Origin of the sequence: Burkholderia sp. BCC1047 (genome assembly GCF_902833155.1) — a bacterium.
Lineage (GTDB): Bacteria > Pseudomonadota > Gammaproteobacteria > Burkholderiales > Burkholderiaceae > Burkholderia > Burkholderia sola.
On record NZ_CADFEH010000003.1, the window covers coordinates 175,846 to 198,092 of the forward strand.

A 22,247-nucleotide genomic window follows, 5' to 3' on the forward strand; every position below is an offset into this window, starting at 1 on the left:
CGCAGCATGGGCTGCACGACGCGGGGCTGCCTGCCGTCGGGATTCGGGCTACGGAACGGAGTCTAGACTTTTTGGAAATCCAGTTCCCTAGGTGAAATCACGTAGAAATAAATTTCCAAATTTTCGAGGAAGTGATCTACAGTTTCATCCGGATGCTTCAGTCCCGATCGGACCAGATCGGACTCGGCCCGGCGGCGCGCAACGCGCCGTCTTCCGCCCCCGGAGATGAGGAGACAGATTGATCATGAAGACCAAGCTGATGGCCGTCGCGGCCGCCGCGATCCTGGCTGCGCCGCTCGCGCATGCCGAGAAGATCGGCGTGACGATGGCATCGTTCGACGACACATTCCTGACCATCCTGCGCAACAGCATCGCCGATTCGGCGAAGAAGGACGGCGCGACGGCGCAGATCGAGGACGGCGGCAACGACGTCGGCAAGCAGTTGAGCCAGGTCCAGAACATGATCGCGCAGAAGGTCGACGCGATCATCGTGAACGCGGTCGATACCGACGCGACGCCGAAGATCACGAAAATGGTGACCGCCGCGAAGATCCCGCTCGTCTACGTGAACCGCAAGCCGGTCGATTTCGACAAGCTGCCGGCCGGCGTCGCGGTCGTCGCGTCCGACGAAAAGCAGTCGGGCACGCTGCAGGCGCGCCAGGTGTGCAAGCTGCTCGGCGGCAAGGGCGACCTGCTGGTGCTGATGGGCGAGCTGTCCAACGAATCGGCGCGCGCCCGCACCAAGGACATCGAGGACGTGATCGCGACGAAGGATTGCGCGGGCATGAAGATCGTCGACAAGCGCGAAGGCAAGTGGAGCCGCACGCAGGGCCAGGACATCACGATGAACTGGCTGAGCTCGGGCACCAAGTTCGACGCGATCGTCTCGAACAACGACGAAATGGCGATCGGCGCGATCAACGCGCTGAAGGCCGCACGCAAGCTGACGCCGAAGACGGTCGTCGCCGGCATCGACGCGACGCCGGACGGCCTTGCGGCGATGAAGGCCGGCGAGCTCAAGGTGTCGGTCTACCAGAACGCGACCGGGCAGGGCGCGCAGGCGGTGGCCGCGGCGCTCAAGCTCGCGAAGAAGCAGCCGGTCGATCGCTACGTGAACGTGCCGTTCGAACTCGTGACGCCGGAGAACATGAACCAGTACGCGAAGCACTGACCGGTTTTTCCGCTGAACTGCGCGGGCCCGGCGCGGCCGGGTTCGCGCGCGATTTTCGAGGTACGTCCATGTTTACAGCCAGGATCGCGCGCTCGACGGCCAGCGAAAGCGCACCGGCCGCTTCGTCCGCCGCGCCCGGTGCGCCGATGGCCGACTGCGTGCTCGAGGTGCGCGGCGTCGGCAAGTCCTTTCCCGGCGTCGTCGCGCTCGACGGCGTGCAGTTCCGCGTGCGCCGCGGCACCGTGCATGCGCTGATGGGCGAGAATGGCGCCGGCAAGTCCACGCTGATGAAGATCATCGCGGGCGTCTACACGCCCGACCAGGGCGAAATCCTGATCAACGGCGAACCGGTCGTGCTGAACGGCCCGCTCGATGCGCTCGACCGCGGCATCGCGATGATCCATCAGGAACTCAACCTGATGCCGTACATGACGGTCGCGGAGAACATCTGGATTCGCCGCGAACCGAAGAACCGCTTCGGCCTGATCGATCACGCGGAGCTGCGCCGCCGCACGGCCGCGCTGTTCGAGCGGCTGTCCATCGACATCGATCCGGAGACCGACGTGCGCACGCTGACGGTCGCGAGCCGCCAGATGGTCGAGATCGCGAAGGCCGTGTCGTTCGACTCGGACGTGCTGATCATGGACGAGCCGACCTCCGCGCTGACCGACAAGGAAGTCACGCACCTGTTCCGGATCATTCGCCAGTTGCGCGAGCAGGGCAAGGGCATCGTCTACATCACGCACAAGATGAACGAGCTGTTCGAGATCGCCGACGAGTTCTCGGTGTTCCGCGACGGCAAGTACATCGGCACGCATGCGTCGACCGACGTCACGCGCGACGACATCATCCGCATGATGGTCGGGCGCGAGATCACGCAGATGTTCCCGAAGGAAGAGGTGCCGATCGGCGACGTCGTGCTGTCGGTGAAGGATCTCTGCGTCGAGGGCGTGTTCCGCGACGTGAGCTTCGAGCTGCGCGCGGGTGAAATCCTCGGCGTCGCGGGTCTCGTCGGCTCGGGGCGCTCGAACGTCGCGGAGGCGCTGTTCGGCGTCGTGCCGGCCACGTCGGGCGAGATCCGCATCGACGGCAAGCCGGTGCGGATCGCGACGCCCGCGCAGGCGATGAAGCACGGGATGGCGTTCCTGACCGAGGATCGCAAGGATTCCGGCTGCTTCCTGAATCTCGACCTGCTCGCGAACATGGAAGCGGCGGTGCTGAGCCGTCGCTACGTGAAGTTCAACTTCGTGCAGCAGGCGCAGCTGAAGCGCGACTGCGAGGAAATGAGCCGGATGCTGCGCGTGAAGTCGCCCGGGCTGCACGAGGAAATCCAGAACCTGTCGGGCGGCAACCAGCAGAAGGTGCTGATCGGCCGATGGTTGCTCACGCAACCGCGCATCCTGATCCTCGACGAACCGACGCGCGGCATCGACGTCGGCGCGAAGGCCGAGATCCACCGGCTCGTCGGCGCGCTCGCCGGCAAGGGCGTCGCGGTGCTGATGATCTCGTCGGAAATGCCGGAAGTGCTGGGGATGAGCGATCGCGTGATGGTGATGCACGAAGGGCGCATGACCGGCATCGTCGATCGCAAGGACGCCGACCAGGTCCGCATCATGGATCTCGCGTCGCGCTGAGCCGAAACAAGATTGGAGACACTGAAATGGGCAACCTGAACCCGGTCGCGGATGCGCAGACCATGACCCTCAAGTCGCGGCATGCGAAGTGGCCGCCCGAACTGAGCATCTTCCTCGTGCTGGTCGGCATCAGCCTGTTCTTCGAGATCGTCGGCTGGGTCGTCGTCGGCCAGAGCTTCCTGTTCAATGCCGAGCGGCTCGAGATCATCGTGCTGCAGATGGCCGTGATCGGCATCATCGCGGTCGGCGTGAACCTCGTGATCATCACCAGCGGGATCGACCTGTCGTCGGGGTCGGTCGTCGCGGCGGCCGCCGTCGTATCGGCGAGCCTCGCGCAGGTGTCCGACTTCCCGCGCGCGGTGTTTCCGCACCTCACCGACCTGCCGATCATCTGGCCGGTGCTGGCCGGCGTGTGCGTCGGGCTGCTGGTCGGCCTGCTGAACGGCACGCTGATCGCGATGACGGGCATCCCGCCGTTCATCGCGACGCTCGGCACGATGGTCGCGGCGCGCGGCTTCGCGAAGTGGTTCACCAACGGGATGCCGGTGTCGATGCTGACCGATCCGTTCGCGGCGATCGGCGCGGGCGCCAACCCGGTGATCATCTTCGTCGTGATCGCCGCGATCTTCCACGTCGTGCTGCGCTACACGCGCTTCGGCAAGTACACCTATGCGATCGGCGCGAACCGCCACGCGGCCGTCGTGTCGGGCATCAACGTCACGCGGCACCTGATCTTCGTCTATGCGATCGCGGGCCTGTTGAGCGGCATCGCGGGAACCGTGACCGCCGCGCGTGCGATCTCCGGCCAGTCGGGCATGGGCGTGATGTACGAGCTCGATGCGATCGCGGCCGTCGTGATCGGCGGCACGTCGCTGTCGGGCGGCCTCGGCCGCGTGACGGGCACCGTGATCGGCGTGTTGATCCTCGGCGTGATGACGTCGGGCTTCACGTTCATCCGCATCGACGCGTACTACCAGGAGATGGTGAAGGGCGCGATCATCGTCGCGGCCGTGATCGCCGACCAGTATCGCAACAAGAAGTCGCGCCGCTGATCGATTCCACCGCTGTCGAAACCACGAAACTGCCCAGGAAGACGATGAAGATCGCGCTGGATCCCTACATGATTCGCCACCTGCCGCTCGACCGGCTGCCGCACGCGGTGGCCGAGCTCGGCTACGACCAGATCGAGCTGTCGCCGCGCGGCGACTTTCTCGACTGGTGGGTGATGCCGCGCGCGACCCGTGAGCGGATGGCCGCGTTCCGCCACGCGATGCGCGCGAGCGGCGTCGGTCTCGCGTCGCTGCAACCGATGTACCGCTGGGCGAGCCCGTTCGACGACGAGCGGCAATGGGCCGTGCGCTGCTGGAAGAAGGCGATCGAGGTGGCAGTGGAGATGGAGTGTCCGCTGATGGTGTCCGAGTTCGGGCGCGGCGCGTCGCCGGAGCGCTCGGTCGGCGAGCGGCCGGGCGCGAACCCGAAGGAGCTGTGCGAGGCCGCATGGTTTCGGTCGATGGACGAGCTGCTGCCGATCCTCGAGCGCGAGCGCATCGTGCTGTCGGTCGAACCGCATCCGGAGGACTGGATCGAGCAGCTTCAACCGGCCATCGACATCGTCACGAACCTCGGTTCGCCGTCGCTGAAGCTGTCGTACATCGCGCCGCATACGTTCTACTACGGCGACGACATGGCCGCGATGATCGCGGCCGCTGCGCCGATCCTCGCGCACGTGCGCGTGGCCGATACCTTCGACCACCGCAAGAGCAGCCAGCTGCGCTACATCGTGAACCCGCCCGGCTCGAACCAGATCCGCGTGCACCAGCATCTCGACATCGGGCAGGGCGAGATCGACTGGGACGTGTTTTTCCGCGCGCTCGGCGCCGCCGGCTTCGACGGCGTGCTGTCGTCGTGCGTGTTCGCGTGGGAGGACCGCGCGGAAGCGTCGTCGCGCTATATGCGCGACGCGATCCAGCGCTACGTCGATCGCCATTTCGATCGCGCGGCGCGTTGACCGATGACCGATTGTTGACCGGCGCGGCACGGGCCGCGCCGCTGATGAACGAACGACTGGAGAGAACTGCATGACCTTGCAAATCGGCGTGATCGGCTGCGGCGCGATCGGCCAGGACCACATCCGCAGACTGACCCGCACGCTGTCCGGTGCGCGCGTCGTGGCCGTCAACGACATCGATCCGCAGCAGGCGCGCGACGCGGTGACGAAATACGGGCTCGACGCCGAGATCTACGGCGACGGCCACGACGTGGTCGCGGCCGCCGACGTGCAGGCCGTGCTCGTCACGTCGTGGGGGCCGACCCACGAAGTGTTCGTGCTCGACGCGATCGCGCACGGCAAGCCGGTGTTCTGCGAGAAGCCGCTGGCCGTCACGGCCGACGGCTGCATGCGGATCGTCGAAGCCGAAGTCGCGCACGGCAAGCGGCTCGTGCAGGTCGGCTTCATGCGGCCGTACGACGAAGGCTATCGCGCGCTCAAGCGCGTGATCGACAGCGGCCAGATCGGCGCGCCGCTGATGCTGCATTGCGCGCACCGCAACCAGTCGGTCGGCGAGCGCTACACAACCGACATGGCGATCACCGACACGCTGATCCACGAACTCGACGTGCTGCGCTGGCTGCTCGGCGAGGATTACACGAGCGCGCAGGTCGTCTATCCGAAGAAGACGCGCCATGCGAGCGCGCATCTCGCCGATCCGCAGATCGTGCTGCTCGAAACCGCGAGCGGCGTGCGCATCGACGTCGAGATCTTCGTGAACTGCCAGTACGGCTACGACATCCAGTGCGAGGTGGTCGGCGAGCAGGGCATCGCGAAGCTGCCCGATCCGCCGGCCGTCGGGCTCAAGCATGCGGCGCGGCAGTCGGTCGAGATCATGACCGACTGGAAGGAGCGCTTCATCGCGTCGTACGACGTCGAGCTGCAGGCGTTCATCGACGGTGTGCGGCAGGGCGCGCTCACTGGCCCGTCCGCATGGGACGGCTACGCGGCGGCGGTCGCGGCCGACGCGTGCGTGCGGGCGCAGCAGAGCGGCGCGGTCGAGCCGATCGCGATGGCCGACCGTCCCGCGTTCTATCGCGGTTGATCCACGGCCGCTTGCCGCTTACTTGCCGGACCGACCGACATGACGATGAAGATTGGCTGCGCGCCGTGCTGCTGGGGCGTCGACGACGTGAACAACCCGCATCTGCCGCCATGGCGGCACGTGCTGGCCGAGGCCGCGCAGGCCGGCTACTCGGGCATCGAGCTCGGGCCGTACGGCTACATCCCGCTCGACCGCGACGTGGTGAGCGCCGAGCTCGAGCGCCAGCGCCTGAGCATCACGGCCGGCACGATCTTCGACGATCTCGTGTCGCCGGAGAACCTGCCGAACCTGCTGCGCCAGACGCGCGACATCTGCGCGCTGATTACGCGGCTGCCCAAGCTGCCGACGCAGGACGGCCAGCGCTACGCGGCGCCGTACCTGGTCGTGATGGACTGGGGCCACGAGGAGCGCGACTACGCGGCCGGCCACGGCGACCGCGCGCCGCGGTTGTCCGACGCGCGCTGGGCGCGGATGGTCGGCCATATCCGGCAGATCGCGACGATCGCGCGCGACGAGTTCGGCGTGCGCGCGGTGATCCATCCGCATGCGGGCGGGTACATCGAGTTCGCGGACGAGATCGACCGGATCGTCGCCGATATTCCGGCCGACACGGCGGGCCTGTGCCTCGACACCGGCCACCTGCATTACTCGGGCATGGACCCCGAAACGTGGTTGCGCCGCCACGCGGCGCGGCTCGACTACGTGCATTTCAAGGATATCGACGCGGCCGTGTACGACGCCTTGATGGGCGAGCACATCGCGTTTTTCGCGGCTTGCGCGCGCGGCGTGATGTGCCCGATCGGCACCGGCGTGCTCGACTACCCGGCGATCCGCCGCGCGCTCGTCGACATTGGCTATGCCGGCTACATCACGATCGAACAGGAGCGCGACCCGCGCAACGCCGGCACGAGCCTGCGCGACGTCGCCGCGAGCCGCGCGTTTCTCGCGTCGGCCGGTTTTGCATGACCCTCTGAACCCGCACCAGGAACACCATCATGATTGACGGACAGATTCTGCTTGGACATTCGATTCGCTGGGGCATGGTCGGCGGCGGGCTCGGCAGCCAGATCGGCTACAGCCACCGGTCGGCCGCGCTGCGCGACGGCAGCTTCCAGCTGGTTGCGGGCGCATTCGATATCGATCCCGAACGCGGCCGGCAGTTCGGCGTGAAGCTCGGCGTCGCGGCCGAGCGCTGCTATCCCGATTACGCGACGATGTTCGACGCCGAGGCGCGTCGCCCGGACGGCATCCGCGCGGTGTCGATCGCGACGCCGAACAACACGCACTTCGAGATCTGCCGCGCCGCGCTGAACGCGGGCCTGCACGTGGTCTGCGAGAAGCCGCTGTGCTTCACGACCGAGGAAGCCGAGGCGCTGCAGCGGCTGTCGGTCGAGAAGAACCGGATCGTCGGCGTCGCGTACGGTTATTCCGGACACCAGATGATCGAGCAGGCGCGCGAGATGATCGCGCGCGGCGACCTCGGCGAGATCCGCATCGTGCAGATGCAGTTCGCGCATGGCTTTCACAGCGAGGGCGTCGAGGCCGCGAGCGCGGCCGCGCGCTGGCGCGTCGATCCGAAGTTCGCGGGCCCGAGCTACGTGCTCGGCGACATCGGCACGCATCCGCTGTATATCTCCGAGGTGATGGCGCCGGAACTGAAGATCAAGCGGCTGATGTGTTCGCGGCAGAGTTTCGTGAAGAGCCGCGCGCCGCTCGAGGACAACGCGTTCACGATCATGGAATACGACACCGGCGCGATCGGCTACGTGTGGTCGAGCGCGGTGAACGCCGGCTCGATGCACGGGCAGAAGGTGCGCGTGATCGGTTCGAAGGCGAGCATCGAATGGTGGGATGAACACCCGAACCAGTTGCGCTACGAAGTCCAGGGGCAACCCGCGCAGGTGCTCGATCGCGGGATGCCGTACCTGCATCCGCATGCATTGCGCGAGGACCGCATCGGCGCCGGGCATCCGGAAGGGCTGTTCGACGCATGGTCGAATCTCTACGCGCGCTTCGCGCTCGCGATGGACGCGGCCGATCGCGGCGACGCCGCGGGGGTGAAGGCGATCCGTATTCCGGACGTGCACGCGGGCGTCGAAGGCGTGCGCTGGGTCGAGAACTGCGTGCGTTCGGCCGACGCGGGCGGCGTGTGGGTCGACTATCGCTGAACGGAGGCGGGCCGGCTGCGCCGCGCTTCGTCGCGACGGCCGGCCTCGGTACACACCCTGATCTTTACGCCGCCGCGAGCGCGTTGGACAATCGTTCCCAGTCTTGCCGTGGAGCGTATGCAAGCGATGATCGAGCGCGTGGGAGCGAGCAGGCGGCGCGGGCCGTGCCGCAAACGTGATTAAATTCGCCCTTCATGCATGTATCCAGTCGAGCCCCGGGCCGCGCCGGCCAGCCACGCGCGCGCATCGGGGCCGTCAACTTCGCGCTATCCGATGAGTTCATCCGAGAAACCTCCCGCCACCGTCGAGGCGTTCCTGCAGCACCTGACGCAGGAGTACGACGGCCTCAGCAATCGCCTGAAGGTGATCGCGCGCCACGTGGAAACGCATCGGGACCAGCTTGGGCTGGAGGGCATCCAGTCGCTCGCGGAGGCCTGCGGCGTCCAGCCGTCGGCCGTCGTGCGCTTCGCGAAGCACTTCGGCTTCTCCGGGTTCTCCGAAATGCAGCGGCTGTTCCGCGAAGGGCTCGCGCAGCAGATCGCGCCGGGCCGTGCGTACAACCTGCGCGTGCGCGACGTGATCGAATCGGGTTCGTCGAGCCTGCAGCCCGAACAGATCGCCGACGAATTCATCAAGGGCAGCATTGCCGGGATGCAGCAGTTGCGGCAGACGCTCGATTCGCAGGCGCTCGCGCAGGCGGTCGACCTGCTCGCCGATACGCAGGCGATCTGGATCGCCGGGTCGCGGCGCGCGTTTCCGATCGCCGTGTATCTGGACTATGCGCTGCAGCACACCGACAAGCGCATCGGGCTGTTCAGCGCGCTCGGCAGCATGCATCTCGGGCAGATCCGGTCGGTGCGCGAAGGCGACGTGATGATCGTGATCTCGTTCATGCCGTACGCGGACGAGACGGTACAGGTCGCGCAGCAGGCCGCGCAGCGCGGTGCGCGGCTGATCGCGATCACCGACAGCCGGATGAGCCCGCTCGCGCGGGAGGCGGAAGTGACGCTGATGGTGCAGGACAGCGCGACGTTCGGCTTTCGCGCGCTGACGGCGACGATGGGCCTTGCGCAGAGCCTGTTCGTCGCGCTCGCGTACCGGCTCGAGCTGTCGTACCTGCCGACCGCCGACGGCGCGCACGGCACGAAGGCCGGTTGATCTCGGCTACCGGTGCGCCGCCCGCCGAACGGATCGACGGGCGGCGCACCGGCCGGCTTACTTCGCGGTCGGCATCGCGAATTCAGCGCCCTTGCCGATGCTCGACGACCAGCGCTGCATCACCGACTTCTGGCGCGTGTAGAAGCGCACGCCTTCCTCGCCGTACGCGTGCATGTCGCCGAACAGGCTCTTCTTCCAGCCGCCGAAGCCGTGCCATGCCATCGGCACCGGGATCGGCACGTTGATGCCGACCATCCCGACCTGGATGCGCCGCGCGAATTCGCGCGCGATCCCGCCGTCGCTCGTGAAGCACGACACGCCGTTGCCGAACTCGTGCGCATTGATCAGGTCGACCGCTTCGCCGAAATCCTTCACGCGCACGCAGCCGAGCACCGGCCCGAAGATTTCTTCCTTGTAGATCCGCATGTCGGGCGTGACGTGATCGAACAGCGTGCCGCCGGTGAAGAAGCCGGCCTCGCGGCCCGGCACGCGCAGCCCGCGGCCGTCGACCACCAGTTGCGCGCCTTCGTTCACGCCTTGCTCGATATAGCCTTCGATGCGCTTCAACGCTTCGCCGGTGACGATCGGGCCCATCTCGACTTCCGGCGACATCCCGTCGCCGATCACCAGCTTGCGCGCGCGCTCGGCGACCGCCGGCACGATCCTGTCGGCCACGTCGCCGACCAGTACCGCGATGCTGATCGCCATGCAGCGCTCGCCGGCCGAGCCGTACGCGGCGCCGATCAGCGCATCGACCGCCTGCTCGATGTTCGCGTCGGGCATCACGACGAGATGGTTCTTCGCGCCGCCCAGCGCCTGCACGCGCTTGCCCGACTGCACCGCGCGCTGCTGCACGTAGGCCGCGATCGGCGTCGAGCCGACGAAGCTGACGGCCTGCACGTCCGGGTGGTCGAGCAGCGCATCGACCGCGCCCTTGTCGCCCTGCACGACGTTGAACACGCCGGCCGGGAGGCCGGCCTGCGTGAGCAGGTCGGCGATGAACAGCGCGGCCGACGGGTCGCGCTCGCTCGGCTTCAGCACGAACGTGTTGCCCGTCGCGATCGCGACCGGGAACATCCAGCACGGCACCATGCACGGGAAGTTGAACGGCGTGATGCCCGCGACGACGCCGAGCGGCTGGCGCATCGTCCAGTTGTCGATGCCGGTGCTGACCTGGTCGGTGAAGTCGCCCTTCAGCAGTTGCGGCACGCCGCACGCGAATTCGACGATGTCGATGCCGCGCGCGACTTCGCCCTGCGCGTCGGAGAACACCTTGCCGTGCTCGGCCGTGATGATTGCAGCCAGCGTGTCGCGGTGCTCGTTCATCAGTTGCAGGAAGCGGTGCAGCACGCGCGCGCGGCGGATCGGCGGCGTCGCGGCCCAGTCCGGGAACGCGGCGTGGGCGGACGCGACGGCCCGCTCGACTTCGTCGTTGCCGGCGAGCGCGACGCGGCGCACCGCGCGGCCGAGCGACGGGTTGAGCACGTCCTGGAAGCGGCCGCTGCGGCCGGCGACGGGCGCGCCGTCGATATAGTGGCCGACGTCGGCGTCGGACGTATACGCGGGAACCGTGGTCATGCGTGTCTCCTGGGGGGATGAGAGCGGAACAGCGCCTAGTCTAGGGAAACCGGCAGGGCGGGAGAAGGCCGCGCAGCTTGATTCACTGTTCAGAATTCTGAATAATCACTGGATGAATCAGCAAAATGTCCAGGCGCTCTGGCCGCATATCCATTCGCTGACGGTGCTGGCCGCGGCGGGCAGTTTCACGGCGGCCGCGCAGCGGCTCGGCATCAGCAAGGCCGCGATGAGCCAGCGCATCGCCGATCTCGAAAAGGCGGCCGGCGTGCCGCTCGTGCGCCGCACCACGCGCAGCGTGCGGCTCACCGATGCGGGCCAGACGCTCGTCGACAGCACGCGCGACGCGTTCGAGTCGATCGGCCAGCATTTCGCGCGCGTGAAGGACCTGGCCGGCGAACCGCGCGGGCTGCTGCGCGTGACGGCGCCGGTCGCGCTCGGGCGCCAGCAGGTCGTGCCGCACCTGCCCGATTTCCTGCGCCAGCATCCGGGCGTGCAGATCGAGCTCGACCTGTCGGACCGCCTGCATTCGCTGACGCAGGAGGGCTTCGATCTCGCGATCCGCCATACGACCACCGCGCCGCAGACCCACGTCGCGTGGAAGCTGTGCGACACGCGTTCGCTGCTGGTCGCGAGCCGCGACTATCTCGACGCGCGCGGCGCGCCGCGCCACCCGAGCGAGCTCGTCGATCACAGCTGCCTGTGCTATCTGCGCGAGCACGAGCCGGCCGCGTGGAGCTTCGAGCCGGACGGCCGCCGCCGCGAGCGCGTGAGCGTGCCGGTGCGCGGCAGTTTCGCGGCGAACAACAGCGAGGCGATGCGCGAGGCCGCGCTCGGCGGGCTCGGCATCGCGCTGCTGCCCGATTTCAGCGCGCGGCGCGATCTCGACGCCGGCCGGCTCGTCGCGCTGCTCGACGGCTGGCGGCCGTCGGGTGCGTTCGGCGATCACATTTTCGCGATCCGCCCGTACAGCCCGGTCGTCCCGAGTGCGGTGCGCGCGCTCGTGCGGCACCTGCGCGAACGGCTCGCGGGCGGCTTCTCCGGCGCGTGAGCCGGGTGCCGGCGGGCGCCTGGCCGTGGGCTGGCCGGGCAAGCGCGGCGGCGCTGCGGTAAAATCGCCGCTTCCTCCCGCGCCACGTATGGCGCGTCATTCGAAGGTCGACAGCCGATGCAGATTCACAAGGAAGTGGACGCGCGCGGGCTCAACTGCCCGTTGCCGATCCTGCGTGCCAAGAAAGCGCTTGCCGATATGGAAAGCGGGCAGATCCTCAAGGTGCTCGCAACCGATCCGGGCTCGCAGCGCGATTTCGCCGCGTTCGCGAAGCAGACGGGCAACGAGATCGTCGAATCGACGACCCAGGACAAGACCTTCGTATTCCTGATGCGCCGCCGCTGAAGGCGCGCATCACGTGTCCCGCCGCGCCGGGCGCCTCGCCGGCTGTCCCTGGCCCGGTGCCCTTGCCCAGGCTCCTGTTCCATTGGAAAGCGCTGGCCACACTTCTCTGACAATTCTTAAACCTCGTTGCGCGACCGGCTGCGTATACTGACCCGGCCGGTCGTCCGCTCCCAGCGGAGGCGCCGGCCACGGTACGTCGCACGGCGGGCTCGGGGGCCATGCCTGACGCTACCGTCGTACAACGGGGAGAGGACATGTCCTTCAGACCAGGGACCCTTCGAAGTCCGTCCGGAGCGGAAAGCATCGCGCCCGTGCGCACCTCGGAATTGAGCCGGATCGAGCTCGATCCGCAACAGGACCGCCACGCGCGTGCCGCGCTGGAGGCCTATGCGGATTCGGCCGCGGCCGAGATGCCGTGGCTGGCCGAATGGCTGGACGAACGGCTGCGCGACGCCGCGCGGGACGACGGCTCGGGCCCGACCTACTGCGGTGCGACGATCGAACGCGTGTTCGATCTGGCGCAGGCATGGGCGGCGGGCCAGCCCGACTACGCGGCCGGCGCGTGGGAGCGCGTGCGCGACCAGTTGCAGCGGATGCTGGCGCAACCGCCGTTGCCGCAGCGGCCGTCGCCGCGCATGCCGACGGATGATTTCGCCGAGCCGGTGGCCGGCATCGCGGGCGCCGAATAGGCGTCCGGTTGCGCAAGAGAAAGGATTATTCGAAGAAAGGGCGATAGTCCGCGCAATTTCTTGGCGAATTTCATACTACTATGATGAAATCGCCGGTTCGTCCGTGCCCCGTTTTTGAGATATTTAGCCGGGGTCGCCGGCTTGCGCAGGAGGCGCGAGCGGCGAACGACGGCTCGCCGGCCGGTATCCGGACGCCGCGCACAGGTGGCGCGGCCGGGGCAGGCGCGGGAGCCGAGTGGACGAGTCGACTTCGATTTGCGGGGTGCTATGAGAATTGCTGTACTGGATGACGATCCGGCCCAGACGGATTTCGTCAGTCAAACGCTGACGGCCGTCGGCCATACGTGCTATGCGTTCAAGGAAGGCAAGGCCCTGAAGAAGCGCCTGCAGCGCGAGACGTTCGACCTGCTGGTGCTCGACTGGAACGTGCCCGACATGTCCGGCGAGGAAGTGCTCAAGTGGGTGCGGGCGAACCAGACCGAGCACAGCTTGCCGATCATCTTCATGACGAGCCGCGACGACGAGGCGGGGATTACGCAGATCCTCAACGCCGGCGCCGACGATTACGTGGTCAAGCCCGTGTCGGGCCCGATCCTGCGCGCCCGTATCGGTTCGCTGCTGCGCCGCGCGTATCCGGTCAATGCCGAGGCCACCGTCCGCGAGTTCGACCAGTTCCGTTTCGACGTGAACCTGAAGCAGGCGTACGTCGGCGACAAGGCCGTGAGCCTCACGCAAAAGGAATTCGAGCTCGCGCTGCTGCTGTTCCAGCATCTCGACCGGCCGCTGTCCCGCGCGCACATTCTCGACCTCGTATGGAAGCAGGCGACCGACATTCCGTCGCGCACGATGGATACGCACATTTCGATGCTGCGCACCAAGCTCGGCCTGCGGCCCGAAAACGGCTACCGTCTCGCGCCGATCTACGGATACGGCTACCGGCTCGAACGGGTCGGCCAGGGGGAACCGGAGTGACCGCGCGCATCACGCGGCGCACGGCGGGCCTGTGCACGGCGGCGCTGCGCGCGGCCTGCGCGGTCGCATTCGCGTTCGCCGCGCAGCAGGCCGCGGCGCAGCCGCCCGCCGCCGCCGGCAAGACGGTCGTCTATCGCACGCAGGCGGGCGACACGCTGTACGACGTCGCCGCGCGCTACCTGCAGGGCGCGGACGACTGGCAACTGCTCCAGCAGATCAACGGCGTGCCGGCGCCGAAGCGCCTGCAGCCCGGCATCGCGCTGAAGCTGCCGGTCGCGCGCCTGCGCAAGGAAAAGCTCACCGCACGCGTGATTGCGGTGCAGGGCACGGCCGAGCGCGCGTCCGGCGCCGCCTTCGCGCCGCTCGCGAACGATGCGACGCTCGCCGAAGGCGACCGCGTGCGCACCGGCCCGAACGGCTTCGTGACGATCGAGCTGACCGACGGCACGCACATGAGCCTGCCGCCCGACAGCCAGCTCGACCTGAAGTCGCTGCGCCGCACGGTGCTGACCGGCACGCTCGATCGCGAGTTCGAACTCACGCGCGGCTCGGTCGATAGCGAAGTCACCCACCTGAAGAAACGCGACGATCGCTTCCAGATCCGCTCGCCGTCGGTCGTCGCCGGCGTGCGCGGCACGCGCTTTCGCGTGAACTACGACGCGGCCGGCACGGCGTCGACGCGCGTCGAAGTGCTCGACGGCACCGTTGGCGTCGCGGGCGGCCGCAAGCCGGCCGGCGCGACGCTCGTGCATGCGAACTTCGGCAGCGTCGCGACGTCGTCGGGCGCGGTCGGCGCGCCGGTCGCGCTGCTGGGCGCACCCACGCTCGCGCATCCGGACAAGGTGCAGGACGAGCCCGACGTCGCGTTCGACATCGCGCCGCTCGAGCAAGCGCATGCGTACCGCGTGCAGCTCGCGCACGATGCGGGGCTGATGGACCTGTTCCGCGAAACGCGCACCGATTCGCCGCGCGCGGTGTTCCGCGACGTGCCGAACGGCAACTATTTCGTGCGGATCGCCGCGATCGATGCGAACGGCCTCGAGGGGCTGCCGCGCACCTATACGTTCGAACGCCGCGTGATGGGGCTCGACGCGAGCGCGTCGCAGGGCGCCGGCGGTTACGAGTTCCGCTGGTCGCCGAACGGGGCGGGCAAGAACGCGCGTTACCGGTTCGTGCTGTCGCGCTCGAAGGATCTGAGCGCGCCGGTCGTCGATCAGGTCGGCCTGCACGCGCGCCAGATCACCGTCGCGCACCTGCCGCCGGGCGACTATTTCTGGGCGGTGACCGTCGAGGAATTCGAAGGCGGCAAGTTCTACGAGAAGACCAGTCCGGTCAGCGCGTTCACGTTGTCGCGCTGACCCGCGGCGCATGAAACCCGATTCCGTTTCCACACGGCGGCACCTCGGCCGCCGCTTCCTGATCGAATGGATCGCGATCGGCTGCCTCGGGGTCGCGGTGATCCTCGCGTGCGCGCTCGGCCGCCTGTCGTCGAGCGTCGACGGGCTGATCTACGACCGGCTGCTGATGCTGCGCAGCCTGCCGCTGTCGCCCGACGTGGTGGTCGTCGACATCGACAACCAGAGCGTATCCGCGCTCGGCCGCTGGCCGTGGCCGCGCGACGTGCACGCGCGGCTGCTCGACACGCTCGCGCGCGCGCAGCCGGCCGCCGTCGTCTACGACGTGCTGTTTACCGAGCCGTCGCCCGAGGATCGCGCGTTCGCGGACGCGATGAGCCGCGTGCCGACCTTCCTGCCGGTGCTGCTGAGCCCCGAGCAGGCGGACGGCACGCGTTCCGTCGATCCGCCGGTCGCCGCGCTCGCGGCGCGCGCGACGGGGCTCGGCCATATCAATCTCGAAGTCGATCGCGACGGCATCGTGCGCAGCGTCGCGCTGTTCGAAAGCGACGGCCGCGTGCGCTGGCCGCAATTGATGGTGCCCGTCTATCGTGCGATCCAGGCCGGCCGGCTGCATCCGGTCGGCGGCGTGCCCGGCGCGAACGCGCACGACCTGTCGCGCGATGCGGCGGGCGACGGCCGCTACCTGATTCCGTTCAGCCGCAACACGCCCGCGTATCCGACGCTGTCGTTCGACGACGTGCTCGAAGGGCGCGTGAAGCCCGACGCGCTGCGCGGCAAGATCGTCGTCGTCGGCGTGACGGCGTCCGGGCTGTACGATCGCTTCGCGACGCCGGTGTCCGGCGAATTCGGCCCGCTCGCCGGCGTGTACATCCATGCGAACGTGCTCGACATGCTGGCGACCGGCAGTGCGATCTCGCCCGCGTCGCCCCTGGGGCTGTTCGTCGCGTCGCTGCTGCCGCTCGCCGTGTTGCTGGGCGGCTTCCTGATGCTGTCGCCGTGGCGTGCGCTGCTGCTGACGCTGAGCCTCGCCGCGCTCGCCGTCGTCGCGAGCCTGGCGCTGCTGTTCGAGGCGCGCATCTGGCTGACGCCGGCGCCCGCGATCTTCGGGCTGATCGCCGTCTACCCGATCTGGAACTGGCGGCGGCTGGAAATGACGATGTCGTACCTGCGCCGCGAGCTGCAGAAGCTCGCCGACGAGCCGCACCTGCTGCCCGAGGCGCCGCGTACGCGCAGCGTCGGCGGCGACGTGCTGGAGCGGCAGATGGCGCTGATGGCGCAGGCCGCGCAGCGCGTGCAGGACATGAAGCGCTTCGTGTGGGACAGCCTCGACAGCATGCCCGAGCCGATCTTCGTGACCGATCTCGCCGGCACCGTGCTGATCGCGAACCACGCGGCGAAACGCTACGGGTCGCGGCTCGCGCTGCCGCTGCCGGAAGGGCGGCCGCTGCGCACGGCGCTCGGCGAGCTGACGTTCATGAAGACCGTCGACGGCAACGCCGAGCACGACGCGGCGATCCGCGAGCGCTGGCCGGCCGCGCTCGATCCGACGCTCGAGGCCGAGCACGACGCGATGGCGCGCGGTATCGAGGTGCGCGATCGCGACGGGCTCGACCATCTGCTACGCTACGCGGCGTGTACGAACGCGCAAGGGCGCGTGACCGGCTGGATCGCCGGCCTCGTCGACGTGACCGAGCTGCACGCGGCCGAACGGCATCGCGAGGAAGCGCTGCACCTGCTGTCGCACGACATGCGCTCGCCGCAGTCGTCGATTCTCGCGCTGGTCGAGATCGAGCGCGACCGCGTCGACAGCGACGCGATGCGCGGGTTGCTCGCGCGGATCGAGCGCTATGCGCACCGCGCGCTGTCGCTCGCCGACGAGTTCGTGCAACTGGCGCGCGCGGAGTCGCAGGCGTACCAGCTCGAGGTGACGAGCCTCGTCGACGTGCTGATCGACGCGAGCGACGAGGTGTGGCCGCAGGCGCAGGCGAAGCACATCCGCGTCGAGACCGACGTGGGCGCCGACATGTGCTGGGTGCGCGCGGACCGCTCGCTGATCACGCGCGCATTCGTGAACCTGCTGAACAACGCGGTCAAATACAGTCCGTCCGACACGGTGATCACGTGTACGCTGACGGTCGAGCACGCATCGAAGCGGATGTTCTGTACGATTCGCGATCAGGGATACGGCATTGCGCCGGAAGATCAGCGGCATCTGTTCGAGCGTTTCAAGCGATTCCATGCCGGCGAGCGGCCCGAAATCTCGGGCTCCGGGCTCGGCATGGCATTCGTGAAGACGGTCGTCACGCGCCATGGGGGCAGCGTGTCGGTCGACAGCGAAGTGGGTGTCGGCACCGCGGTGACGGTGTCGCTGCCCGCGATCGACGAGCCGTCCGCCTGACAGGGCCGGGCGCGACGGCAGGTATTTGGGGAAAGCCATGAAAAAGCAATGGGCGGCGACCGCGCTGGCGGCGTCGCTGTTGACGGGTTGCGCGGGCGTGACGAGCGGCGTGAGTGCGCTCGGGCAGCCGAATGCATTTGCATCGGGGGCGCACGGCTACGATTTCGTGCGGACGGCCGCGCAGGCGGGCGACGCCGAGTATCGGCAGATCGAGACGCTCGTGCGCGACGAACTCGCGCGCCGCGGCTTCGATGCGCAGCCGCTCAAGGACGCGCGCTACCGGTTGTCGATCGCGTATGCGACGCAGCCGGCGGCGGTCGCGGCGAGCGCCGCCGGCTGCGGCGCGGCGAGCAGCGCATGCGTGACGGTCGACGGGCCCGCGCCGTTCGCGCTGCCGTTCATGGGCCGCGTGTACCGTCACGTGCTGACGCTGCGCTTCGTCGATGCGAAATCGGGCGCCGACGTCTATCGCGTGTCGGCGTCGCTGCGCGACCGCGATCCGGGCACGCAGCAGGCCGCGTCGGCGCTCGTGAAGAGCGCGCTGGCGAAGGTGCCGTTCGGCGACGGCAGCGGCTGGCTCGTCAAGACGAAAAAAGACGACGCGGGCGGCATGCCGGGCGTCGTCTCGGTGAAGCCGGCCGACGCGCACTGAGAGCGCTGGCCGCGAGGTGAGGGCGGGCCCGCCGGGGCGGGCCCTTGCCGCGTTCAGACGGTCGGTTGTCCGCCGTCGCGCGTGCGCAGGTACGTTTCGAACTCCGCACCGACTTCCGGGTGGCGCAGCGCGAATTCGACCGTCGCCTTCAGGTAGCCGAGCTTGCTGCCGCAGTCGTAGCGCGTGCCCTGATACTTGTAGGCCAGCACCTGTTCGTCGGCGAGCAGCGCCTGGATCGCGTCGGTGAGCTGCAGTTCGCCGCCCGCGCCCGGCTTCAGCGCACGCAGATGCTCGAAGATCCGCGGCTTCAGGATGTAGCGGCCGACCACGCCGAGGTTCGACGGCGCGACTTCCGGCGCCGGCTTCTCGACGATCGCCGACATCTTGACGATCGACTCTTCCCATTCCTTGCCGTCGACGATCCCGTACGACTTCGTCTCCGACGGCGGGATCTCTTCGACGCCGATCACCGAGCTGTGATAGTGGTCGAACACGTCGACCATCTGCTTCATCACCGGCGGGTTGCCGTCGAGCAGGTCGTCCGCGAGGATCACCGCGAACGGGTTGTCGGCGACCAGCTTTTCCGCGCACAGCACCGCGTGGCCGAGGCCGAGCGCTTCCGGCTGGCGCACGTAGAAGCAGTCGACATGGCTCGGCTTGATGCTGCGCACGAGTTCGAGCAGCTTTTCCTTGCCGCGCGCCTCGAGCTCGGCCTCGACTTCGTACGACTTGTCGAAGTGGTCCTCGATCGCGCGCTTGCTGCGCCCGGTCACGAAGATCATCTCGGTGATGCCCGCCGCGATCGCTTCCTCGACCGCGTACTGGATCAGCGGCTTGTCGACGACGGGCAGCATTTCCTTCGGGCTCGCCTTCGTTGCCGGCAGGAACCGCGTGCCGAGGCCGGCCACGGGGAATACCGCCTTGGTGACTTTCAACATGATCGAACCTTTATTCCTGTAATCGACTTGTCAGACGGTCTATGTTCACGTTCGCATTATAGTGAACGCAAATGACCTTACCGTTTGTTACGCAGGCAACCGATCGAGCTGCGCACGCAGTTTGTCGAGCGTGCTCTGGAATTCCGCGACGCGTTTCTGCTCCTGTTCGACCACGGCCGGCGGCGCTTTCGCGACGAACGCCTCGTTGCCGAGCTTCGCGTTGCATTTCGCGATCTCGCCCGTCAGGCGCGTGATTTCCTTCGACAGGCGCTCGCGCTCGGCCGCGACGTCGATTTCCACCTTCAGCACCAGCTTGTTCGGGCCGACGATCGCGATCGGCGCGCCGTGTGCTTCCTTGTCGAGCGCCGCTTCGTCCGCGAGGATCTGCACGTCCGACAGGCGCGCGAGCGCCTGCACGTACGGCGCGAACGAGCGCAGGCGCTCGGCGTCGCCGGCGGCCAGCAGCGGCACCTTGGTGGCCGGCGACAGGTTCATCTCGCCGCGCAGGTTGCGGCACGCGTCGACGATCGCCTTCAGGTCGGCCGCCCACTGTTCGGACGCCTCGTCGAGCTTCTGCAGGTTCGCGACCGGGTACGCCTGCGTCATCAGCGACGCTTGGCCCTCGGCCTTGCCCTGCGGATAGCGGCCGGCGAGCGGCGCGACTTTCTGCCAGAGCGCTTCGGTGATGAACGGAATGACCGGGTGCGCGAGGCGCAGCACCGTTTCGAGCACGCGCAGCAGCGTGCGGCGCGTCGCGCGCTGCTGTTCCGGCGTGCCGTTCTGGATCTGCACTTTCGCGAGCTCCAGATACCAGTCGCAGTACTCGTCCCACACGAACTTGTAGATGCTGCTCGCGATGTTGTCGAAGCGGTAATCGGCGAAACCCTTTGCGATGTCGGCTTCGGTGCGCTGCAAGAGCGACACGATCCAGCGGTCGGCCGCCGAGAAGTCGAGGTAGCCGCCGGGGCCGCAGTCGCCCGCGCCGCACACTTCCGGCTTGTCGGCGCCGCAGTCGTGGCCTTCGCAGTTCATCAGCACGAAGCGCGTCGCGTTCCACAGCTTGTTGCAGAAGTTGCGATAGCCTTCGCAGCGCGCGAGGTCGAAGTTCACGTTGCGGCCGAGCGTTGCCATCGACGCCATCGTGAAGCGCAGCGCGTCGGTGCCGAACGCGGGGATGCCGTCCGGGAATTCCTTGCGCGTCTTCTTCTCGATCGTCGCGGCCTGCTTCGGGTTCATCAGGCCCGTCGTGCGCTTCGCGACCAGCGCCTCGAGGTCGATGCCGTCGACGATGTCGATCGGGTCGAGCGTGTTGCCCTTGCTCTTCGACATCTTCTGGCCTTCCGCGTCGCGCACGAGGCCGTGCATGTAGACGGTATGGAACGGCACCTTGCCGGTGAAGTGCGTGGTCATCATCACCATCCGGGCGACCCAGAAGAAGATGATGTCGAAGCCGGTGACCAGCACCGACGACGGCAGGAAGTGCTTCAGTTCGGGCGTTTCGTTCGGCCAGCCGAGCGACGAGAACGGCACGAGCGCCGACGAGAACCACGTGTCGAGCACGTCTTCGTCGCGCTTGAGCGCCCCCGTGTAGCCCTTTGCCGCGGCCTGCGCGCGTGCGTCTTCCTCGTTGCGAGCGACGAACACCTCGCCGTTCTCGCCGTACCACGCGGGGATCTGGTGGCCCCACCACAGCTGGCGCGAGATGCACCAGTCCTGGATGTTCTCGAGCCACTGGTAGTAGGTGGTCGTCCAGTTTTCCGGGACGAACTTGATCTGGCCGTCGCGCACGACGTCGAGCGATACCTCGGTGATCGACTTGCCCGGATGGAACGTGCCTTCCGGCGCCGGCTTCGTCATCGCGACGAACCACTGGTCGGTCAGCAGCGGCTCGATCACGACGCCCGTGCGGTCGCCGCGCGGCACCATCAGCTTGTGCGGCTTCACGGAGTCGAGGAAGCCTTGCGCGTCGAGGTCCGCGACGATCGCCTTGCGCGCGTCGAAGCGGTCGAGGCCGCGATACTGTTCGGGGCCGTTGTCGTTGATCTTCGCGTCGAGCGTCAGGATCTCGATCGGCGCGAGCTTGTGGCGCAGGCCGACCTGGTAGTCGTTGAAGTCGTGCGCGGGCGTGACCTTCACGACGCCCGTGCCGAACTCGCGGTCGACGTAGTCGTCGGCGATCACCGGGATCTCGCGGCCCGTCAGCGGCAGCGTGACGAGCTTGCCGATCAGGTGCGCGTAGCGCTCGTCTTCCGGATGGACCATCAGCGCGACGTCGCCGAGCATCGTCTCGGGGCGCGTGGTGGCGACCGTCAGCGAGCCCGAGCCGTCGACGAGCGGGTAGCGGATGTGCCACAGGTGGCCGTTTTCTTCCTCGCTGACGACTTCGAGATCCGACACGGCGGTGAGCAGCACCGGATCCCAGTTGACGAGGCGCTTGCCGCGGTAGATCAGCCCTTGTTCATACAGCGTGACGAACACGTCGCGCACGGCGGCCGACATCTTGTCGTCCATCGTGAAGTATTCGCGCGACCAGTCGGTCGACGCGCCGAGGCGGCGCACCTGGTCCGTGATCGTCGAACCGGATTTCTGCTTCCATTCCCACACGCGCTCGACGAACTTCTCGCGGCCGAGGTCGTGGCGCGACACGCCCTGCGCGTCGAGCTGGCGCTCGACGACGATCTGCGTGGCGATCCCCGCGTGGTCGGTGCCGGGCACCCATAGCGTGTTCTCGCCGAGCATCCGGTGATAGCGGGCGAGGCCGTCCATGATCGTCTGGTTGAACGCGTGGCCCATGTGCAGCGTGCCCGTCACGTTCGGCGGCGGCAACTGGATCGCGAAATCGGGGCGGGACGGATCGAATGCCGGGGCGGCGTAGCCGCGTTTTTCCCACTCCGGCCCCCATTGGGACTCGATGGTGTGGGGTTCGAAGCTCTTCGCCAGCGTGTTGTCGCTCATGGTTGGAAATTTGCCGAAAAATGCTTGTTGGAGACTTGAACCGCACATTATAAGTCGCCGGGCGTCGAGCGGAGCCGTTCGCGGCTACAGT

Annotated in this window: 18 protein-coding genes; 15 read left to right on the top strand and 3 right to left on the bottom strand. The window is 67.8% G+C overall.

From position 1 onward, the window contains the following. The first annotated feature begins 244 nt into the window (after nucleotides 1-244). The 8 genes from HWX55_RS04755 (at nucleotide 245) to HWX55_RS04790 (ending at nucleotide 9,223) form a co-directional block, all read left to right on the top strand. Nucleotides 245-1,171 carry a sugar ABC transporter substrate-binding protein gene (locus tag HWX55_RS04755; protein ID WP_175974396.1) on the top strand — a complete coding sequence of 309 codons (927 nt, stop codon included), beginning with the start codon at nucleotides 245-247 and terminating at the stop codon, nucleotides 1,169-1,171. Between the two features lie 68 nt (nucleotides 1,172-1,239). After that, complete coding sequence (locus HWX55_RS04760) at nucleotides 1,240-2,805, top strand: sugar ABC transporter ATP-binding protein (RefSeq protein ID WP_175974398.1); 1,566 nt, start codon at nucleotides 1,240-1,242, stop codon at nucleotides 2,803-2,805. A 26-nt stretch (nucleotides 2,806-2,831) separates the two neighbouring features. After that, nucleotides 2,832-3,857, top strand: coding sequence for an ABC transporter permease (locus HWX55_RS04765; protein WP_050017580.1), 1,026 nt, complete (start codon nucleotides 2,832-2,834; stop codon nucleotides 3,855-3,857). Nucleotides 3,858-3,901: 44 nt separating this feature from the next. Then, nucleotides 3,902-4,813 carry a sugar phosphate isomerase/epimerase gene (locus tag HWX55_RS04770; RefSeq protein WP_175974400.1) on the top strand — a complete coding sequence of 304 codons (912 nt, stop codon included), beginning with the start codon at nucleotides 3,902-3,904 and terminating at the stop codon, nucleotides 4,811-4,813. 70 nt (nucleotides 4,814-4,883) lie between these two features. Continuing rightward, nucleotides 4,884-5,897 (top strand): Gfo/Idh/MocA family oxidoreductase, encoded by a 1,014-nt coding sequence (locus tag HWX55_RS04775; protein ID WP_175974402.1) that lies wholly within the window; start codon nucleotides 4,884-4,886, stop codon nucleotides 5,895-5,897. A 39-nt stretch (nucleotides 5,898-5,936) separates the two neighbouring features. Beyond that, on the top strand, nucleotides 5,937-6,863 hold the full coding sequence (locus tag HWX55_RS04780) for a TIM barrel protein (protein ID WP_175974404.1): 927 nt from the start codon (nucleotides 5,937-5,939) through the stop codon (nucleotides 6,861-6,863). 29 nt (nucleotides 6,864-6,892) lie between these two features. Beyond that, a complete protein-coding gene (locus tag HWX55_RS04785; RefSeq protein ID WP_175974406.1) occupies nucleotides 6,893-8,065 on the top strand; it encodes a Gfo/Idh/MocA family oxidoreductase in 1,173 nt (390 codons plus the stop codon). A gap of 273 nt (nucleotides 8,066-8,338) precedes the next feature. Then, entirely contained in the window at nucleotides 8,339-9,223 is an 885-nt protein-coding gene (locus HWX55_RS04790; RefSeq protein ID WP_050017572.1) for a MurR/RpiR family transcriptional regulator, read from the top strand. Between the two features lie 57 nt (nucleotides 9,224-9,280). On the opposite strand, the gene HWX55_RS04795 is transcribed toward HWX55_RS04790, so the two are convergent. Next, the gene (locus tag HWX55_RS04795; protein WP_050017570.1) at nucleotides 9,281-10,801 is read right to left on the bottom strand and encodes a CoA-acylating methylmalonate-semialdehyde dehydrogenase; all 1,521 of its coding nucleotides are present in this window, start codon (nucleotides 10,799-10,801) and stop codon (nucleotides 9,281-9,283) included. A gap of 112 nt (nucleotides 10,802-10,913) precedes the next feature. Between HWX55_RS04795 and HWX55_RS04800 the strand changes: the two genes are divergently transcribed. The 7 genes from HWX55_RS04800 to HWX55_RS04830 all read left to right on the top strand — a co-directional run bounded on the left by HWX55_RS04800 (nucleotide 10,914) and on the right by HWX55_RS04830 (nucleotide 18,263). Then, entirely contained in the window at nucleotides 10,914-11,849 is a 936-nt protein-coding gene (locus tag HWX55_RS04800; protein WP_124595268.1) for a LysR family transcriptional regulator, read from the top strand. Nucleotides 11,850-11,966: 117 nt separating this feature from the next. Next, the gene (locus tag HWX55_RS04805; protein ID WP_006402122.1) at nucleotides 11,967-12,194 is read left to right on the top strand and encodes a sulfurtransferase TusA family protein; all 228 of its coding nucleotides are present in this window, start codon (nucleotides 11,967-11,969) and stop codon (nucleotides 12,192-12,194) included. A 254-nt stretch (nucleotides 12,195-12,448) separates the two neighbouring features. Beyond that, nucleotides 12,449-12,883 carry a peptidase gene (locus HWX55_RS04810; protein WP_175974408.1) on the top strand — a complete coding sequence of 145 codons (435 nt, stop codon included), beginning with the start codon at nucleotides 12,449-12,451 and terminating at the stop codon, nucleotides 12,881-12,883. A gap of 267 nt (nucleotides 12,884-13,150) precedes the next feature. Then, the gene (locus HWX55_RS04815) at nucleotides 13,151-13,855 is read left to right on the top strand and encodes a response regulator transcription factor (protein WP_006490421.1); all 705 of its coding nucleotides are present in this window, start codon (nucleotides 13,151-13,153) and stop codon (nucleotides 13,853-13,855) included. Then, entirely contained in the window at nucleotides 13,852-15,213 is a 1,362-nt protein-coding gene (locus HWX55_RS04820) for a FecR domain-containing protein (RefSeq protein WP_175974411.1), read from the top strand. The genes HWX55_RS04815 and HWX55_RS04820 overlap by 4 nt, the downstream gene beginning before the upstream one ends. A 10-nt stretch (nucleotides 15,214-15,223) precedes the next feature. Next, nucleotides 15,224-17,611: a CHASE2 domain-containing protein gene (locus tag HWX55_RS04825; protein WP_050017564.1), complete on the top strand. Its 2,388-nt coding sequence runs from the start codon at nucleotides 15,224-15,226 to the stop codon at nucleotides 17,609-17,611. Nucleotides 17,612-17,648: 37 nt separating this feature from the next. Continuing rightward, nucleotides 17,649-18,263: a DUF4136 domain-containing protein gene (locus HWX55_RS04830; protein ID WP_175974413.1), complete on the top strand. Its 615-nt coding sequence runs from the start codon at nucleotides 17,649-17,651 to the stop codon at nucleotides 18,261-18,263. A gap of 53 nt (nucleotides 18,264-18,316) precedes the next feature. On the opposite strand, the gene galU is transcribed toward HWX55_RS04830, so the two are convergent. After that, nucleotides 18,317-19,201, bottom strand: a complete 885-nt coding sequence (galU, locus tag HWX55_RS04835) for a UTP--glucose-1-phosphate uridylyltransferase GalU (protein ID WP_050017561.1) — start codon at nucleotides 19,199-19,201, stop codon at nucleotides 18,317-18,319. Nucleotides 19,202-19,288: 87 nt separating this feature from the next. After that, the gene (locus HWX55_RS04840) at nucleotides 19,289-22,156 is read right to left on the bottom strand and encodes a valine--tRNA ligase (RefSeq protein WP_175974415.1); all 2,868 of its coding nucleotides are present in this window, start codon (nucleotides 22,154-22,156) and stop codon (nucleotides 19,289-19,291) included. Nucleotides 22,157-22,247: the final 91 nt, after the last annotated feature.

Coding starts and splice junctions, on each gene's coding strand:
- HWX55_RS04755 (WP_175974396.1), top strand. CDS start 245: ATGAAGACCAAGCTGATGGCCGTCGCGGCCGCCGCGATCCTGGCTGCG.
- HWX55_RS04760 (WP_175974398.1), top strand. CDS start 1,240: ATGTTTACAGCCAGGATCGCGCGCTCGACGGCCAGCGAAAGCGCACCG.
- HWX55_RS04765 (WP_050017580.1), top strand. CDS start 2,832: ATGGGCAACCTGAACCCGGTCGCGGATGCGCAGACCATGACCCTCAAG.
- HWX55_RS04770 (WP_175974400.1), top strand. CDS start 3,902: ATGAAGATCGCGCTGGATCCCTACATGATTCGCCACCTGCCGCTCGAC.
- HWX55_RS04775 (WP_175974402.1), top strand. CDS start 4,884: ATGACCTTGCAAATCGGCGTGATCGGCTGCGGCGCGATCGGCCAGGAC.
- HWX55_RS04780 (WP_175974404.1), top strand. CDS start 5,937: ATGACGATGAAGATTGGCTGCGCGCCGTGCTGCTGGGGCGTCGACGAC.
- HWX55_RS04785 (WP_175974406.1), top strand. CDS start 6,893: ATGATTGACGGACAGATTCTGCTTGGACATTCGATTCGCTGGGGCATG.
- HWX55_RS04790 (WP_050017572.1), top strand. CDS start 8,339: ATGAGTTCATCCGAGAAACCTCCCGCCACCGTCGAGGCGTTCCTGCAG.
- HWX55_RS04795 (WP_050017570.1), bottom strand. CDS start 10,801: ATGACCACGGTTCCCGCGTATACGTCCGACGCCGACGTCGGCCACTAT.
- HWX55_RS04800 (WP_124595268.1), top strand. CDS start 10,914: ATGAATCAGCAAAATGTCCAGGCGCTCTGGCCGCATATCCATTCGCTG.
- HWX55_RS04805 (WP_006402122.1), top strand. CDS start 11,967: ATGCAGATTCACAAGGAAGTGGACGCGCGCGGGCTCAACTGCCCGTTG.
- HWX55_RS04810 (WP_175974408.1), top strand. CDS start 12,449: ATGTCCTTCAGACCAGGGACCCTTCGAAGTCCGTCCGGAGCGGAAAGC.
- HWX55_RS04815 (WP_006490421.1), top strand. CDS start 13,151: ATGAGAATTGCTGTACTGGATGACGATCCGGCCCAGACGGATTTCGTC.
- HWX55_RS04825 (WP_050017564.1), top strand. CDS start 15,224: ATGAAACCCGATTCCGTTTCCACACGGCGGCACCTCGGCCGCCGCTTC.
- HWX55_RS04830 (WP_175974413.1), top strand. CDS start 17,649: ATGAAAAAGCAATGGGCGGCGACCGCGCTGGCGGCGTCGCTGTTGACG.
- galU (WP_050017561.1), bottom strand. CDS start 19,201: ATGTTGAAAGTCACCAAGGCGGTATTCCCCGTGGCCGGCCTCGGCACG.
- HWX55_RS04840 (WP_175974415.1), bottom strand. CDS start 22,156: ATGAGCGACAACACGCTGGCGAAGAGCTTCGAACCCCACACCATCGAG.